This is a genomic window from Microbacterium sp. bgisy207, assembly GCF_057706855.1.
The window spans coordinates 202,903-216,875 of record NZ_JBYIPB010000004.1 but is presented as its reverse complement, the minus strand read 5'-3'; the positions used below and the strand labels follow the sequence as shown (position 1 = coordinate 216,875).

Here is a 13,973-nt window from a genome sequence, read left to right as displayed (position 1 = left end):
CGGCCCGATCAGGATGTCGCGAGGAAGACCGCGTCGCCGCCCGTGTTCAGCACGGTCCACACCCCGCCGTCGACGTCCTCGGCGGGAACGCTGACTGCAACGTTCGCCGACAGATCCTCCGCCGGTGGGTACACCGTCCCGACTGCCCACAACTGATTCGGCACGTCAGCCGCGGCGCTCTCGAAGAGTTCGTAGCTGCGTCCGCTGGCGCCGATGTAGCGAACGATGAGCGAGGCCCACGGATCGATGCCCAGGGTATCGGCGTCCGCGGGGTCTTCTCCGGCAGCGGCGAGTTGCGCGCGGATCGCCTCCCAGTCGATGAGGATGCGCAGAGGCAGCACGACGTAGCCCTCGCCGCGCTCGGTCGCCGCTGCCGCGCCGACCGACCACGCCGATCCGTCCGCGAGGGGCACCGTCTGGCCGACCGCGAGCGGGTTGGCGCGGGTTCCCGGCGCCGCCTCCGCACTCTCGCTGGTCGTGGGCGTCGGGCTCGGGTCGGGCACCGGGTCGGCGACGCAGCCGGTGAGCGCGACCCCCACGATCGCAAGAGCGGCCAGGGCCGCGGCAGGCGTTGGTCTCATGGAGCCTCTAGTCGGGTGGGACGAAAAGAAGGCCCCTCTCGGGACCTTCTCTCCTGTGCGCGAGGGGGGAGTTGAACCCCCACGCCCTTTCGGGCACTGGCACCTGAAGCCAGCGCGTCTGCCTATTCCGCCACTCGCGCGAACCGCGGCGGACCGCGGATCAACTTCCCGAGGATATCACGGCGGATTGGCGTGTCGAACCCGGTATCCCGCTTCACCGCCAGGTCGTCCATGGCCCGCTCAGGGTCTCCAACTAGCATGGACGCACCGCTCTGCCTGCCTGAGGAGATCCGTGGGACTACTTGACAGCTTCGAGAAGGGGCTCGAACGTGCCGTGAACGGCGCGTTCGCGAAGACCTTCCGTAGCGGGATCCAGCCCGTCGAGATCGCTTCCGCGCTGCGCAGCGAGCTCGACAAGAAGGCCGCCGTCGTGGCCCGGGACCGGATCCTCGCCCCCAATACGTTCGCGGTGCGGCTCGCCCCCTCCGACGACGATCGGATGCAGGCGATCGGCCAGCCCCTCGTCGACGAGCTGGCCGAATTGGTCGCGAAGCACGCTCGCTCCCAGGGGTACACCTTCGCCGGCCCCATCTCGGTGACGATCCGCCGCGACGAGGCCCTGTCGACGGGAACCCTGCAGGTCGACTCGTCGACCGCTCAGGGGTCGGTGTCGTGGCGCGGCGTTCTGGACATCGGCGGCCAGCGGCATCCGCTCGTGAAGGCACGCACCGTGATCGGCCGCGGCAGCGACGCGGACATCACGCTGGCCGATGCCGGCACGAGCCGCCGTCACGTCGAGGTTCTCTGGGACGGCGAGCGCGCGATGGTGCGGGACCTCGGTTCGACCAACGGCACACTGCTGAACGGGCGCAAGGTCAGTGAGTCGCCGCTGCCGCCGGATTCCACGATCACGATCGGCCGCACCGACATGGTCTTCCGCGTGGTCGCCCAGGCATCGGCTCCCGCGCGGCCCGCCGCATCCGATGCCACCCGCGCCTTCGACATGTTCGACGGGGGCGGCCGCGCGTGAGCGAACTGACACTCCTGCTGCTGCAGATCGGGTTCCTCCTGGTGCTGTGGTTCTTCGTGTTCGCCGTCGTCTACTCGCTGCGCGCCGACGTGTTCGGCGTGCGCGTGCGACGGATGCCGCAACCGGCCGAGCCGGTGAAACCCGCGGCCCGCGAGACGGCTCCCGTTGCGCCCTCCGCGCCTCCGGCACCCTCCGGCCCGACCGGCGGTGCCGCAACGACGGCGACCGTCTCGCGCATCGTCATCACGAGCGGCCCCAAGGCGGGTCTCGAGCTGCCGCTGGGGACCGAGCCGCTCACAATCGGCCGGTCCAGCGAGTCGGGTCTGGTGATCCGCGACGACTACACCTCGAGCCACCATGCACGACTCCTGTTGTGGGGCGACCAATGGATGCTCCAGGACCTGGATTCGACCAACGGCACCTGGCATGACGGGGCGAGAGTGACGACGCCCGTCGAAGTGAAGGTCGGCGCCCCCATCAAGGTGGGCGCAACGACCTTCGAGTTGCGGAAGTAACGGCCCCGACGTCATGGTCTTCGAAGGCTCCAGCGCGGCACTCTCGCACACCGGCAAGGTGCGCTCGAACAATCAGGATTCCGGATATGCGGGATCGAATCTGTTCGTCGTCGCCGATGGGATGGGCGGCCACGCCGGCGGTGACGTCGCCTCGAGTATCGCGATCGCGCAGCTGTCCGACCTCGACCGCCCGTTCGACTCCCCCGCGGCAGCCGAGCGCGCCCTCGGCGACGCGATCACCGACACCGCCGCCGCGCTGATCGACACCGTCGCGGCGCGGCCGGAGCTCGCGGGCATGGGCACCACCGTGAGCGCCCTGGCGATGGTCGACGACTACGCCGTGATCGCGCACATCGGCGACTCCCGGGTGTACCTGTACCGTGACGGTGCGCTCACTCAGATCACGACAGACCACACGTTCGTGCAGCGTCTGGTCGATTCGGGACGCATCACCCCCGAAGAGGCGCGCTACCACCCTCGGCGCTCCGTGTTGATGCGCGTCCTCGGGGACATGTCACCGAACCCCGAGATCGACACGTTCGTCATGCCGACCCAGCCCGGCGACCGCTGGCTCCTGTGCTCGGACGGTCTGTGCGGTGTCGTTCCCGACACGCAGACGGCAAAGACCCTCGGGGCGGACCTGGCTCCCGCCCGCACGGCGGATGCCCTGCTGAAGCTGGCACTGGACGCCGGGGCTCCTGACAACGTCACGATCGTGCTGGTCGACGTGGGCGGGCGGCATCCGGTCTTCTCCGGCACCCCCACCGTTGTCGGCTCGGCCTCCAACCCCGAAGGTATCGACGTCCCGGCAGCGCGCAGCTCGCGCACGAGTTGGCTGCACCCCGCCCGCCAGGCAGCCAACGAGCCGACGCACTTCGAGCCGGCCGCCGAGTTCCTCGAGGAACTCATCGAAGAGGACCGGCGCCGCTCCCGCCGCCGCCGAGTCGCGTGGATCGCGGGCTTCGTGCTCGTCCTGGCCATGATCGCGGTCGCGCTCTTCGGCGCCTATCAGTGGACCCAGACCAGATTCTTCGTCGGAGCCGACGACGAGACGGTGGTCATCTACCGCGGCATCCAGCAGAGCATCGGACCGATCTCGCTGTCGACGCCCTACGAGGACACCGGCATCCTGCTGGCCGACCTGCAGTCCTTCGATCGCGCGACCGTCGAGCGTACGATCTCGGCGCGCTCCCTCGCGGATGCCCGAGCGATCGTCGACAGGATCGAAGCACGAGCGGAGGTGCCCGGTGGCTGACCCTGCCCTCACGCGCGAACCGGCTTCCGAGATCGCCGCCGACACCGCCGTGGTGCGTGCATTGAAGCGACTGCGGACACCGCAGCGCCAGCGCAACCGCGAGCTCGGCCTTCTGCTGTTCGCCTTCGTGCTCTCCCTCGGCGCGCTCGTGCTCGTCCAGCTCGGGGTGATGGGGCAGATCGCGCCCGGCTACCTCATCGCCTTCGGAGGTCTGTTCACGACGGTGCTCGCCGTCAACATCGCCCTTCGGGTCTGGGCCCGGGATGCCGACCCGTTCGTCGTACCGATCGCGACCCTGCTCACGGGGCTCGGGATCGCGATGATCTACCGCATCGACCTGGTGATCGGTAGCGAGGGCTGGGATGCGGCATCCGTTCGCCAGCTCGCGTGGGCGGGCATCGCCATCCTCGGATGCCTCGCGGTGGTGATCGCGCTGCGCAACTACCGCGTGTTGTTCCGCTACACCTACATCTTCGGGTTCGCGGGAATCGCGCTGCTCCTGCTCCCGATCATCCCGGGCCTCGGAACTGACGCGAACGCGGACGTCTGGGTGTCGCTGGGGATCTTCTCGTTCCAGCCGGGAGAGCTCGCGAAGATCTCGCTGGCGATCTTCTTCGCCGGGTACCTCGTGCGCACGCGCGAAAGCCTGAGTTCGGTGGGCACGCGCTTTCTCGGCATGACCTGGCCGCGGGCGCGCGAACTGGGCCCGCTCCTCGTGCTGTGGCTGATCTCGCTCGGCATCATCGTGCTCCAGCGAGACCTCGGCACCGGTCTGCTGCTGTTCGGGATGTTCGTCGCGATGCTCTACGTCGCGACGGGAAAGACGTCCTGGGTCGTGATCGGTCTGGTCCTTGCCGGCATCGGGGCCTTCTTCGCCTCACGCATCCTGCCCTACGTCGGCGGACGGTTCGCGAACTGGCTCGACCCGTTCAACCCGGAACGCATCGAAGCCACCGGCGGCAGCTTCCAACTCGTACAGGGGATCTACGGTCTCGCCCACGGCGGCCTCATCGGCACCGGTCTCGGGCAGGGCCGGCCCTACATCACGCCGCTGTCGCAGAGCGACTACATCCTGCCGAGCTTGGGTGAGGAGCTCGGTCTTGCCGGCGTCTTCGCGATCCTGCTGCTGTACATGGTGTTCGTCGCGCGCGGCATCCGCATCGGCGTTGCCGGACAGGACGACTTCGGGAAGCTCCTTGCGACCGGACTGGCCTTCACGATCGCTCTGCAGGTGTTCATCATGGTCGGCGGCGTCACGCGGGTGATCCCCGTGACCGGGCTCACGACCCCCTTCCTCGCGGCGGGTGGCTCGTCGCTCGTTGCCAACTGGCTCATCGTGGCGCTGCTGCTGCGCATCTCGGATGCCGTACGCAGCCGTCCCCGCGCGGTGATCGGATGAGGGCGGTGATGTCGCTATGACCAAAGAGCTGCGCCGGCTGAGCATCCTGATGCTCCTGATGTTCCTGACACTGTTTGCCTCGACGACCTGGATCCAGGGCATCCAGTCCGCTGACCTGGCCGACTACCCCCGCAACACGCGGGCTCTCTACGACTCGTACGAGGTACAACGAGGATCGATCATCGCGAGCGGGTCGGCAATCGCCTCATCCGTGCCGTCGAACGATGTCTTCAGCTGGCAGCGGGTTTACGTCGATCCCGACATGTGGGCCCCGGTGACCGGCGTCATCCCCGTCGTCGGGGAGGCGACGGGCATCGAACGGGCGATGAACGACGAGCTCAGCGGCACCGCGAGCTCCCAGTTCCTCTCGCGCATCGAGCAAATTCTGACGGGGCAGCCGCCGCGCGGGTCGAACGTCGTGCTGTCGCTGGATGCCGCCGTCCAGCGCGCCGCGTATGACGCGCTCGGAGATCTCGAGGGCGCCGTGATCGCGATCGAGCCCGACACCGGTCGTGTCCTCGCGATGGTCACGAGCCCGAGCTACGACACGAACCTGCTGGTCTCGCACGACACGGCGCAGGTCGAGGCGGACTATGCGGCACTGCTCGCGGATCCTGCCAACCCGCTCTACAACCGCGCCATTGCGGGGGACCTCAACCCTCCCGGCTCGACGTTCAAAGTCGTTGTCGTTGCCGCCGCGCTCGCCTCGGGCCAGTACACGCCCGAGTCGCAGATCCCCAACCCCGCGATCTGGCAGCTGCCGCAGTCATCCAACACGATCCGCAACGCGAGCGGGGGCACGTGCGGTCCCGGCGAGACGGTGTCGATCGCTGATGCGCTCCGACTCAGCTGCAACATCCCGATGGCGCAGCTCGCGGTGCAGCTGGGCGACGAGGCGATCCGGCAGCAGGCCGAGAAGTTCGGCTTCAACCTGTCGTTCAGCATCCCGCTCGAGTCCATCCCCTCGGTCTACCCGCGCGGGCTCGACGCGCCGCAGACCGCGCTGACCGGTTTCGGCCAGGGACAAGTGACGGCGACCCCCCTGCAGATGGCGATGGTCTCGGCCGGAATCGCCAATGGCGGAGTCGTCATGAACCCGCGGATGGTCGATCAGGTGATCGGCCCCGACCTGTCGGTGCAGCAAACGTTCGAGAGCACGGTATTCGGCGAGGCGTTGAGCCCCGAACTGAACGAGGAGATGGTGTCCATGATGGTCGCGAATGTCGAAAACGGCGCCGCCTCGAATGCAAGAATAGAGGGCGTCGACGTGGCCGGTAAGACGGGTACGGCGGAGAACGGACCCGACGCGCCGTACACCCTCTGGTTCACCGGGTTCGCGCCCGCCGAGGATCCCGAGGTGGCAGTGGCTGTGGTCGTGGAGAACGGTGGCGGAATGGGTCAGTCGGGATACGGGGACCTCATCGCGTCCCCGATCGCGAAGAAGGTCATGGAGGCGGTGCTAAGCAGATGAGACCGACGCAGGGTGTGACCTTCGGCGGCCGTTACGAGCTGGATTCGCGAATCGCGATCGGCGGCATGGGCGAGGTCTGGGAAGCCACCGACCACGTCATCGGGCGGACGGTCGCGATCAAGATCCTCAAAGACGAGTACATGGGCGACCCCGGATTCCTCGAGCGCTTCCGCGCCGAGGCGCGCCATGCCGCCCTCGTCAACCACGAGGGCATCGCGAGCGTCTTCGACTACGGCGAGGAGAACGGCAGCGCCTTCCTCGTTATGGAACTCGTCCCCGGGGAAGCCCTCTCGACGATTCTCGAGCGCGACGGCTCGCTGTCCACGGACAAGACTCTCGACATCATCGCGCAGACCTCGGCGGCTCTGCAGGCGGCCCACGCGGCAGGCCTCGTCCACCGCGACATCAAGCCGGGAAACCTCCTGATCACCCCCGACGGTCGCGTCAAGATCACCGACTTCGGGATCGCGCGCATCGCCGACCAGGTGCCCCTGACGGCCACCGGGCAGGTCATGGGCACGGTGCAGTACCTGTCACCCGAGCAGGCGTCCGGGCACCCCGCCTCACCCGCGACCGACATCTATTCGCTCGGCATCGTCGCCTACGAGTGCCTTGCCGGGAAGCGTCCGTTCACGGGCGAGTCGCAGGTCGCGATCGCGATGGCCCAGATCAACGAGCAGCCCCCGCCGCTGCCGCCGACCGTGGCCGTTCCCGTACAGAACCTCGTCATGGCGATGATCGCGAAGAAGCCCGAGGACCGGCCCGCGACAGCGGCTGCCGTCGCCCGGGCCGCGACCGCGCTTCGCCGTGGTGATGTCGCCGCCGCCGCGGCAGCGATTCCCGCGATCGCGGCCGGCGCTGTCGCCACCGACGACGCGACCGCATTGCTGACGTCGACCGCGACGGCCGCCGAGACGCGGATCATGCCGGCGCCCGAGCCCGGCGAGGAGGCTGCGGCACCGCGCAAGCGGAGCCCGTGGACGTGGCCCCTGGTTGCGCTGATCATCCTGCTCGTCCTGGTTCTGGGCGGCACGATCTGGGCGCTGCTTGCGAACCAGCAACCGGCGCCGGCGCCCACGAGCTCGTCCGCGACGCCGTCCCCGAGCGCATCGACGCCCACGCCGTCCCCGAGCGCGACGCGCATCGACATCGACGCCCTGAACCTGGTCGGCATGCAATGCGACCAGGCCGTGCAGACGGCCAAGAGCGCCGGAGTGCTCGAGGTCGTGACCAACACCGACACCCCGGCTCCGGATGACTCGCAGGTCGGCGTCGTATGGCGCGTCAACCCCACGGGCAACATCGAACCGACGACTTCGCTCACCGTCTCCTGCTATGGACAGGTCACCCCGATCGGTGGGCCCAGCAACCCGCCGGCGATCCAGGGCGGGGCTCCCGCCGAAGCCGGGTCGACCGTCACGCTCACGTGGGACAGCTTCACGTGCCCGACCGGTACGGGAACCCTCAGCGGATACACCGTGACGCTCCAGAACGCGGTGTTCACCGTCGACGGCACCTCGCAGCGGGACTTCCCCCCGAACGACCGCGACGAGGCGATCCTGATCGCGAACGCCGCCGGGCAGACACTCACAGCCTCGTACACCGCCCTGTGCAGTGGAACCGAGCAACGGCGGTCCGACGCATCCCCGCAGATGCAGGTTCAGATCCAGCCCGCGAGCAGTCCGTCGCCCACTCCCTGAGAAGGGACGGCGACGGCACTCGACTAGTCTGAGAAGACTGGCTCAGTCAGGGAGGGCAGTGTGACCGGCGATTCTCGCGTGCTCTCGGGGCGCTACCGGATCGATGAACCGATCGGCCGCGGAGGCATGGCCGCGGTCTACCGCGGCTACGATCTGACGCTCGGTCGCGAGGTCGCCATCAAGATCCTCGAACCCGAGCTGGCGCGGGACGCCGGCTTCCGCACCCGCTTCCGCCTGGAGGCTCAGGCGGCGTCACGGATGTCGCATCCGACCATCGTGCGGGTCTTCGACGCCGGTGAGGAGGCCGAGACTCTTCCCGACGGCACCACGCAGCCCGTGCCGTACATCGTCATGGAGCTCGTCAAGGGACGGCTGCTGAAGGAGCTGATCGAGAGCGGCCCTCTGGATGCCGAGCGTGCGGTTGCGTACGCCGACGGCATCCTGGAGGCGCTCGAGTACTCGCACCGCGCGGGCGTCGTCCACCGCGACATCAAGCCCGGCAATGTCATGGTCACCGAGAACGACCAGATCAAGGTCATGGACTTCGGCATCGCCCGCGCCGTCTCCGACTCGTCGTCGACGGTCGCCGAGACAACCGCGATCCTCGGCACCGCCGCCTACTTCTCCCCCGAGCAGGCCAAGGGCGAACCCGTCGACGCCCGTGCCGACCTCTACTCCACCGGGGTGGTGCTGTACGAGATGCTGACCGGGCGTGCCCCGTTCCGGGGCGAGTCGCCGGTGGCGGTCGCCTACCAGCACGTCAGCGAAACCCCGCTCACTCCGTCGGAGATCAACGAGGAGATCCCGCGGGCCCTCGATGCCGTCGTGCTCCGCGCGCTGGCGAAGGATCCGTTCCAGCGCTACCAGGACGCCGCGTCGTTCCGTGCAGCGCTGACGCATGCGTTGACCGGAAAGGCGCCCTCGCGGCGGCAGCTGGGCACACTCACGAGCGAACTGTATGGCCCCAACCCGCGGCAGGCCGCCGAGACCGCGCGGTCGCTTCGACAGCTGTCGACCGACACGACGATGCGCCGCACACAGTCGGGCCCTCCCGTCGCGTGGGTGTGGGCGGGCGTCGCGATCCTGGCGGTGCTGCTCATCTCGGTGCTCTTCTGGGTGCTGACGATCCCGCGCGGCAGCGACACCGTCCCCAGCAACTCCCGCATCGTCCCCGATGTCACCGGCATGACCTACGAACGCGCCGCCGAGGAGCTCCTCGCGCAGGACCTGGTCCCGGTCCGCGCGGAAGAGGCCAGCACCGAGGTCGCCGAAGGCAACGTCATCCGCACCGACCCTGAGACGGATGTCTCGGTATCGGTGAACCAGGAGATCACCGTATACGTGTCGACCGGCCAAGAATTGTCGACCGTGCCGACTCTCGCGGGTCTCACCCAGGAGGCGGCGACGCAGGCCCTCGCACAAGCCGGTCTCCAAGTGGGTACGGTCACCTCGCGCAACGACCCGAGCCTTGCGGCTGGCACCGTCATCGCGGCAGACCCCGCATCCGGTGAAGACGTCGCGGTCGGCAGCGCCGTTGACCTCGTCGTGGCCACGGGACGGGTCCTGATCAACGATGTGACCGGCTACACGGTCGAGGCGGCGACGCGAGAACTCGAAGCTCCCGATACCCAGCTGACGGTGGAAACGCAGGAGGACTCGTCGTGCCCGGCGACGAATCCGCCGATCGTCATCGCGCAGTCCCTCGCCCCGGGTGAAGTGCCCGTCCGTTCGACCATCACGCTGACGTACTGCTCGGGCTGAGCCTCAGGTTCGCCTCAGGCGCCGGTGTCGAGGTGGGGCCGGAGGGCGTGAGAGCGCTCGACGGCGCCGGGGACCCCGACCCGCTCCAGCCAGTTCGCGAGGAGGCGGTAGCCGCCCTCGGTGAGCACGCTCTCGGGATGGAACTGAACGCCCCACAGTGGAGCTTCCCGGTGGGCGATACCCATCACGATGCCGCTGTCGGTGCGTGCGGTGACCACCAGCGTGTCCGGGAGAGTCTCGGGTTCCACCGAGAGCGAGTGATACCGGTTGGCGATGAACGGCGCGGGGATCCCGGCAAAGAGCATCGACCCGTCGTGCACGACCGGCGACGTGACCCCGTGATAGAGCTCCGGCGCGACCGTCACTCGCGCACCCAGCGCCTCCGCGATGACCTGGTGCCCGAGGCAGACCCCCAGCAGGGGAACGCGACGGTACACCGCTTCGCGCACGACCACCTGCGAAGCGGTCGTGTCGGCGGGGCGGCCCGGCCCCGGCGAGACGAGGATGCCGCGATAGCTGCCGACCAGCTGCGGCACGGCATCCGGGTCGATCTGATCGGCCTCGACCATCTCGGTGTCCGCTCCCAGCTCGTGCAGGTATCCCACGAGCGTGTGGACGAAACTGTCGTGATTGTCGACCACCAGGATGCGGTCGACCAGGGGATCTCGCTCTGTCACCCGACAGTCGCGTCCTGCGGGGTGGTCAGCTCGCTGATCCAGGGGAAGACGTAGAAGACGAGGCCATACAGCACCGCGGCGGCCATCACGGTCAAGATCGCTACCCTGACCCACCACGGTCCCGGCAACACGCGCCACAGGGCGGCATACATCAGGCTGTCGTTCCTTCCGTGAGGGATGCGGGCGGCCCGTCCGTGCGGGGCGTGAAGGACTCGAACACACCGTACGCGACGATCCGCTCGGCCATGCTCCATCGCGGGCTGCAGCTGGTCATCGTGATGTAGGCGTCGCCTGCGGCGACATCCAGTTGCGGCACCGGCGCCAGAACCGTCGTCTCCGTGGGACGGACGTACTCCAGCGTGCGGAACCGGTAGGTGTACCACCCGCCCGGTGTCTCGACGACGATGGCATCACCGATGCGCAGCGTCTCGATGTCGGCGAAAGGCTTTCCGTAGGTCGTCCGGTGGCCCGCGACGGCGAAGTTGCCGATCTCGCCGGGCATCTGGGTGTTCGGATAATGGCCGACACCGATCGGATCGAGGGTGCGCGATCGTGATACGCCTCCCGCGATGGGTTTGCTGTAGTCCGCACCCCAGCGGGGAACGCGTAGCACGGCGAACTCCTCCGCATCGCCCGGCTGCGCCAGAACCGGCACCGCTGCGGCGGCGTCGGCCGACGCCGTCGGATCAGGCGACTCAGACGTCTCGGGCGCGGGTGGCGCGGTCTCGAACGCATCAGCCCACTGCTCGGAGAGCTCACTGCCGGCGGCATCCTTCTGCGCAGCCTGGATCACGTCTCCAAGCCACAGCTGCCACCCCACGTAGAGGAACGCGATCACTCCGACGGTGATGAGCAGCTCACCGATGATGCCGAGCACGCTCACCCGGCGACGCGATCGCCGCGTCCGACGCGACCGTCGCGTCGGGTGCGGCGTCTGCTCCGCGTCGCTCACAGGCTTTCCCCTCGTCTCTGCGTCGTGATGATGGTCGAGGTGCGCAGCTGCCCTGTGCGACCGCGACCTCCCGGGAAGCCTGCGACCGCCCCCGCCATCCGTCCTACGCGCGATTCTATTCGTCTCCTGCTGCACGAGCCCTGGCAGTTAGACTTGACGCATGGCACGCCCGAGCAACGACGACGAACCGATCGTCGAGAGCAGCAGCGCTGAGTCCGCACCGAACCCTGTCTGGTTCAAGCCGGTGATGATCGGGCTCATGCTGCTCGGCCTGGTCTGGGTTCTCGTCTTCTACATCAGCGGGATGCAGTTCCCGATTCCCGGGATCGACGCCTGGAACCTCGTGATCGGCTTCGGCATCGCCTTCGTCGGTTTCCTCATGACAACGCGCTGGCGTTGACACCCGCGAGCCCGGTGCATCGGAATTACATGACTGTGATTCATCCCCAGGTGTGGATGAATCTGTGGATGAATCAGACGTAGAACGCGGCAGGGATCGCGAGCAGCGCCAACAGCCCGATACCGATGGCGACGAGCAGTCCGATCTGCAACGGCTGCCGAGCCCTCGTGCGAGTCCGGGCGAAGACGAGCCCGATGAGCGCGCCCACGACCAAACCGCCGAGGTGCGCCTGCCACGCGATGTTGTAGCCGGGGATGAACCCGATGGCGAGGTTGATCCCGAGGATGATCAGGATGCCGGTGATGTTCGCTCCGATGTGCCGGCCGATCACCAAGAGGGCACCGAGGAGTCCGAAGACGGCGCCCGAGGCGCCGACGACCGTGACTCCGGGTGCCAGCAGAGCGACACCGACGGATCCGCCCAGGCCTGACAACAGGTAGAGCGCGACGAACCGGCCGTGTCCGAGGAGCGGCTCCAGTGACCTGCCGATCAACCAGAGCGCGAGCATGTTCAACCCGATGTGGAAGAAGCTCGAGTGCAGGAATACCGCGGTCAGGAGCCGCCATGGCTCGAAGGCGATCGATGGGATGACGAAGACGCTGTTGAAGGCGAACAGCCGGTCAATCGCGGGTACGAGGAGCTGGAGTACGAAGACCGCCGCCGTGATCGCGATGATGACGTACGTTGCCGTCGGGCGCTGCGTCCCGACGGCCGCGGGCGCGCGCGACCAGCGCCGCTCGGCCTTCTTCTGGGCGCTCGTCTGGGTCGCTCGCTGCTCCCGCAGGCACTCCGGGCAGATGACCCCGACCGCAGCCTGCGTCTGGCATTCCGGGCAGATCGTGCGCAGGCACCGCTGGCACAGCACGAAACTCTGCCGGTCCGGATGCCGGTAGCAGAAGTTGTCCCGGTTGCTGCGGAACTGGTCGGACGTCGTCACGGCTGGCGCCGTCTCCCGTCAGACCGAGACGACGTCGATCGACGAGATGACGACGGGCTCGATCGGGCGGTCGCCGGGCCCGGTCGCGACAGCGCTGATCGCGTCGACGACGCGGCGGGACTCGTCATCCGCCACCTCGCCGAAGATCGTGTGCTTGCCCTGGAGCCATTCGGGTCCGCGGCCACCCTGACCGGGAACCGTGATGAAGAACTGCGATCCGTTGGTGCCCTCGGGCTGACCGGTGATCGCGTTGCGGCGCAGCCCTGCGTTGGCCATGGCGAGCTTGTAGGGCTCGGTGAAGGTGAGCTCAGGGCTGATCTCGTCGTTGAAGGTGTAGCCGGGCCCGCCGGTGCCGACCCCCAGCGGGTCGCCGCCCTGGATCATGAAGCCTTCGATGATGCGGTGGAAGATCACGTCGGTGTAGAGGGCGCCCTCTCCGGGCTGCCCGGTTCCCGGATGCGTCCATTCGCGGCTACCGTCGGCCAGGCCAACGAAGTTCTGGACGGTGCGCGGAGCCTGGTCTCCGAACAGATTGACGACGATGTCGCCGTGGTTGGTGTGGATCGTGGCGACCGCGGTGTGCTGTGGCATGGGGCCATTCTTTCAGAGTTCGCCGGGAACACTTCCCGTCTGCGGCACGCATGGCAAGATGGGAAGACCACGTCGACACGACAGGGAGGGCCCCGTGAGCCTCAGCCGCAAGCGCAAGAAGGAACTCCGCAAGCTCCAGAAGCACGCGAACGACATCTGGGAGTCGCAGCAGGTGCTCGTCGGCGAAGCCGCTGACATCGCCCGCGAGGCCGGTCGGCAGCTGGGCAACTACGGCCGCGAGCAGGTCGTGCCCCAGGTTCAGGAAGCCTACGGCCGGTACGCCCAGCCGTATGTGCAGCGCGGACTCGCGTCATCCAAGTCGTTCCTGACCAATCGTGCGATCCCCGCGACCGGAGCCGTCGTCGGTTCGGCGCTGTCGGCATGGGATGCCGCCACCGAGACGCGCGCGCGGCTTGCCGCGGGTCGGGGCCTGTCGGCTCCTGACGCGAAGAAGTACGCGAAGCTCGCCGACAAGTACGGCAAGGACGTCTCCAAGAAGCTGTCCAAGAAGCTGTCGGCCCTCGAGCCTCAGAAGCAGGGGATCGGCGCCGGCGGTGTCTTCGCCATCATCCTGGGTGTCATTGCCGCTGCGGGCGTGCTGTACGCGGCGTGGCAGACGCTCCGCGCGGATGACGAGCTGTGGGTCGCCGACGACCCGCTGCGCGCTCCCGACGCCTGATCCAGATCAGTTCGCGCTGCGGCGC

15 protein-coding genes and 1 tRNA gene are annotated in these 13,973 nt (G+C 68.1%); 9 read left to right on the top strand and 7 right to left on the bottom strand.

Features of this window, described 5'->3' with window-relative positions; translation table 11 throughout:
• Nucleotides 1-8: 8 nt before the first annotated feature.
• Both AC3ENO_RS05555 and AC3ENO_RS05550 read right to left on the bottom strand, forming a co-directional pair.
• Nucleotides 9-581, bottom strand: a complete 573-nt coding sequence (locus AC3ENO_RS05555; RefSeq protein WP_434969606.1) for a hypothetical protein — start codon at nucleotides 579-581, stop codon at nucleotides 9-11.
• A 56-nt stretch (nucleotides 582-637) separates the two neighbouring features.
• Nucleotides 638-721 (bottom strand) — tRNA-Leu (locus AC3ENO_RS05550).
• Between the two features lie 152 nt (nucleotides 722-873).
• Here AC3ENO_RS05550 and AC3ENO_RS05545 point away from each other — a divergent pair.
• Genes AC3ENO_RS05545 through pknB form a run of 7 tightly spaced genes read left to right on the top strand, consistent with a single transcriptional unit; the run spans nucleotide 874 to nucleotide 9,712 of the window.
• Nucleotides 874-1,611 carry an FHA domain-containing protein gene (locus tag AC3ENO_RS05545; protein ID WP_434969605.1) on the top strand — a complete coding sequence of 246 codons (738 nt, stop codon included), beginning with the start codon at nucleotides 874-876 and terminating at the stop codon, nucleotides 1,609-1,611.
• Entirely contained in the window at nucleotides 1,608-2,126 is a 519-nt protein-coding gene (locus tag AC3ENO_RS05540; RefSeq protein WP_434969604.1) for an FHA domain-containing protein FhaB/FipA, read from the top strand. Before AC3ENO_RS05545 ends, AC3ENO_RS05540 begins: the two co-directional genes overlap by 4 nt.
• A 13-nt stretch (nucleotides 2,127-2,139) precedes the next feature.
• Nucleotides 2,140-3,381 carry a PP2C family protein-serine/threonine phosphatase gene (locus AC3ENO_RS05535; RefSeq protein WP_434969603.1) on the top strand — a complete coding sequence of 414 codons (1,242 nt, stop codon included), beginning with the start codon at nucleotides 2,140-2,142 and terminating at the stop codon, nucleotides 3,379-3,381.
• Nucleotides 3,374-4,780 carry an FtsW/RodA/SpoVE family cell cycle protein gene (locus AC3ENO_RS05530; RefSeq protein ID WP_434969602.1) on the top strand — a complete coding sequence of 469 codons (1,407 nt, stop codon included), beginning with the start codon at nucleotides 3,374-3,376 and terminating at the stop codon, nucleotides 4,778-4,780. The genes AC3ENO_RS05535 and AC3ENO_RS05530 overlap by 8 nt, the downstream gene beginning before the upstream one ends.
• A 16-nt stretch (nucleotides 4,781-4,796) precedes the next feature.
• The gene (locus tag AC3ENO_RS05525) at nucleotides 4,797-6,251 is read left to right on the top strand and encodes a penicillin-binding transpeptidase domain-containing protein (RefSeq protein WP_434969601.1); all 1,455 of its coding nucleotides are present in this window, start codon (nucleotides 4,797-4,799) and stop codon (nucleotides 6,249-6,251) included.
• Nucleotides 6,248-7,951 carry a serine/threonine-protein kinase gene (locus AC3ENO_RS05520; protein ID WP_434969600.1) on the top strand — a complete coding sequence of 568 codons (1,704 nt, stop codon included), beginning with the start codon at nucleotides 6,248-6,250 and terminating at the stop codon, nucleotides 7,949-7,951. The genes AC3ENO_RS05525 and AC3ENO_RS05520 overlap by 4 nt, the downstream gene beginning before the upstream one ends.
• A gap of 60 nt (nucleotides 7,952-8,011) precedes the next feature.
• Entirely contained in the window at nucleotides 8,012-9,712 is a 1,701-nt protein-coding gene (gene pknB / locus AC3ENO_RS05515) for a Stk1 family PASTA domain-containing Ser/Thr kinase (protein ID WP_434969599.1), read from the top strand.
• 14 nt (nucleotides 9,713-9,726) lie between these two features.
• On the opposite strand, the gene AC3ENO_RS05510 is transcribed toward pknB, so the two are convergent.
• Genes AC3ENO_RS05510 through AC3ENO_RS05500 form a run of 3 tightly spaced genes read right to left on the bottom strand, consistent with a single transcriptional unit; the run spans nucleotide 9,727 to nucleotide 11,272 of the window.
• Nucleotides 9,727-10,389: an anthranilate synthase component II gene (locus AC3ENO_RS05510; RefSeq protein ID WP_434969598.1), complete on the bottom strand. Its 663-nt coding sequence runs from the start codon at nucleotides 10,387-10,389 to the stop codon at nucleotides 9,727-9,729.
• Nucleotides 10,386-10,541, bottom strand: a complete 156-nt coding sequence (locus AC3ENO_RS05505; protein WP_434969597.1) for a hypothetical protein — start codon at nucleotides 10,539-10,541, stop codon at nucleotides 10,386-10,388. The genes AC3ENO_RS05510 and AC3ENO_RS05505 overlap by 4 nt, the downstream gene beginning before the upstream one ends.
• The gene (locus AC3ENO_RS05500; RefSeq protein ID WP_434969596.1) at nucleotides 10,541-11,272 is read right to left on the bottom strand and encodes a class E sortase; all 732 of its coding nucleotides are present in this window, start codon (nucleotides 11,270-11,272) and stop codon (nucleotides 10,541-10,543) included. The genes AC3ENO_RS05505 and AC3ENO_RS05500 overlap by 1 nt, the downstream gene beginning before the upstream one ends.
• 229 nt (nucleotides 11,273-11,501) lie before the next feature.
• Here AC3ENO_RS05500 and AC3ENO_RS05495 point away from each other — a divergent pair, with 229 nt between their 5' ends.
• Complete coding sequence (locus tag AC3ENO_RS05495; RefSeq protein ID WP_434969595.1) at nucleotides 11,502-11,741, top strand: cell division protein CrgA; 240 nt, start codon at nucleotides 11,502-11,504, stop codon at nucleotides 11,739-11,741.
• A 73-nt stretch (nucleotides 11,742-11,814) separates the two neighbouring features.
• Here AC3ENO_RS05495 and AC3ENO_RS05490 read toward each other — a convergent pair whose 3' ends face one another.
• Complete coding sequence (locus tag AC3ENO_RS05490; RefSeq protein ID WP_434969594.1) at nucleotides 11,815-12,678, bottom strand: rhomboid family intramembrane serine protease; 864 nt, start codon at nucleotides 12,676-12,678, stop codon at nucleotides 11,815-11,817.
• Between the two features lie 18 nt (nucleotides 12,679-12,696).
• The gene (locus tag AC3ENO_RS05485; RefSeq protein WP_434969593.1) at nucleotides 12,697-13,269 is read right to left on the bottom strand and encodes a peptidylprolyl isomerase; all 573 of its coding nucleotides are present in this window, start codon (nucleotides 13,267-13,269) and stop codon (nucleotides 12,697-12,699) included.
• Nucleotides 13,270-13,363: 94 nt separating this feature from the next.
• Between AC3ENO_RS05485 and AC3ENO_RS05480 the strand changes: the two genes are divergently transcribed.
• On the top strand, nucleotides 13,364-13,948 hold the full coding sequence (locus tag AC3ENO_RS05480) for a DNA helicase (protein WP_434969592.1): 585 nt from the start codon (nucleotides 13,364-13,366) through the stop codon (nucleotides 13,946-13,948).
• Nucleotides 13,949-13,973 lie beyond the last annotated feature (25 nt).

What these genes read in the sequence shown, in the direction of transcription:
- AC3ENO_RS05555 (WP_434969606.1), bottom strand. Translation starts at nt 581, where the DNA reads ATGAGACCAACGCCTGCCGCGGCCCTGGCCGCTCTTGCGATCGTGGGG.
- AC3ENO_RS05535 (WP_434969603.1), top strand. Translation starts at nt 2,140, where the DNA reads ATGGTCTTCGAAGGCTCCAGCGCGGCACTCTCGCACACCGGCAAGGTG.
- AC3ENO_RS05525 (WP_434969601.1), top strand. Translation starts at nt 4,797, where the DNA reads ATGACCAAAGAGCTGCGCCGGCTGAGCATCCTGATGCTCCTGATGTTC.
- AC3ENO_RS05520 (WP_434969600.1), top strand. Translation starts at nt 6,248, where the DNA reads ATGAGACCGACGCAGGGTGTGACCTTCGGCGGCCGTTACGAGCTGGAT.
- AC3ENO_RS05505 (WP_434969597.1), bottom strand. Translation starts at nt 10,541, where the DNA reads ATGTATGCCGCCCTGTGGCGCGTGTTGCCGGGACCGTGGTGGGTCAGG.
- AC3ENO_RS05495 (WP_434969595.1), top strand. Translation starts at nt 11,502, where the DNA reads ATGGCACGCCCGAGCAACGACGACGAACCGATCGTCGAGAGCAGCAGC.
- AC3ENO_RS05485 (WP_434969593.1), bottom strand. Translation starts at nt 13,269, where the DNA reads ATGCCACAGCACACCGCGGTCGCCACGATCCACACCAACCACGGCGAC.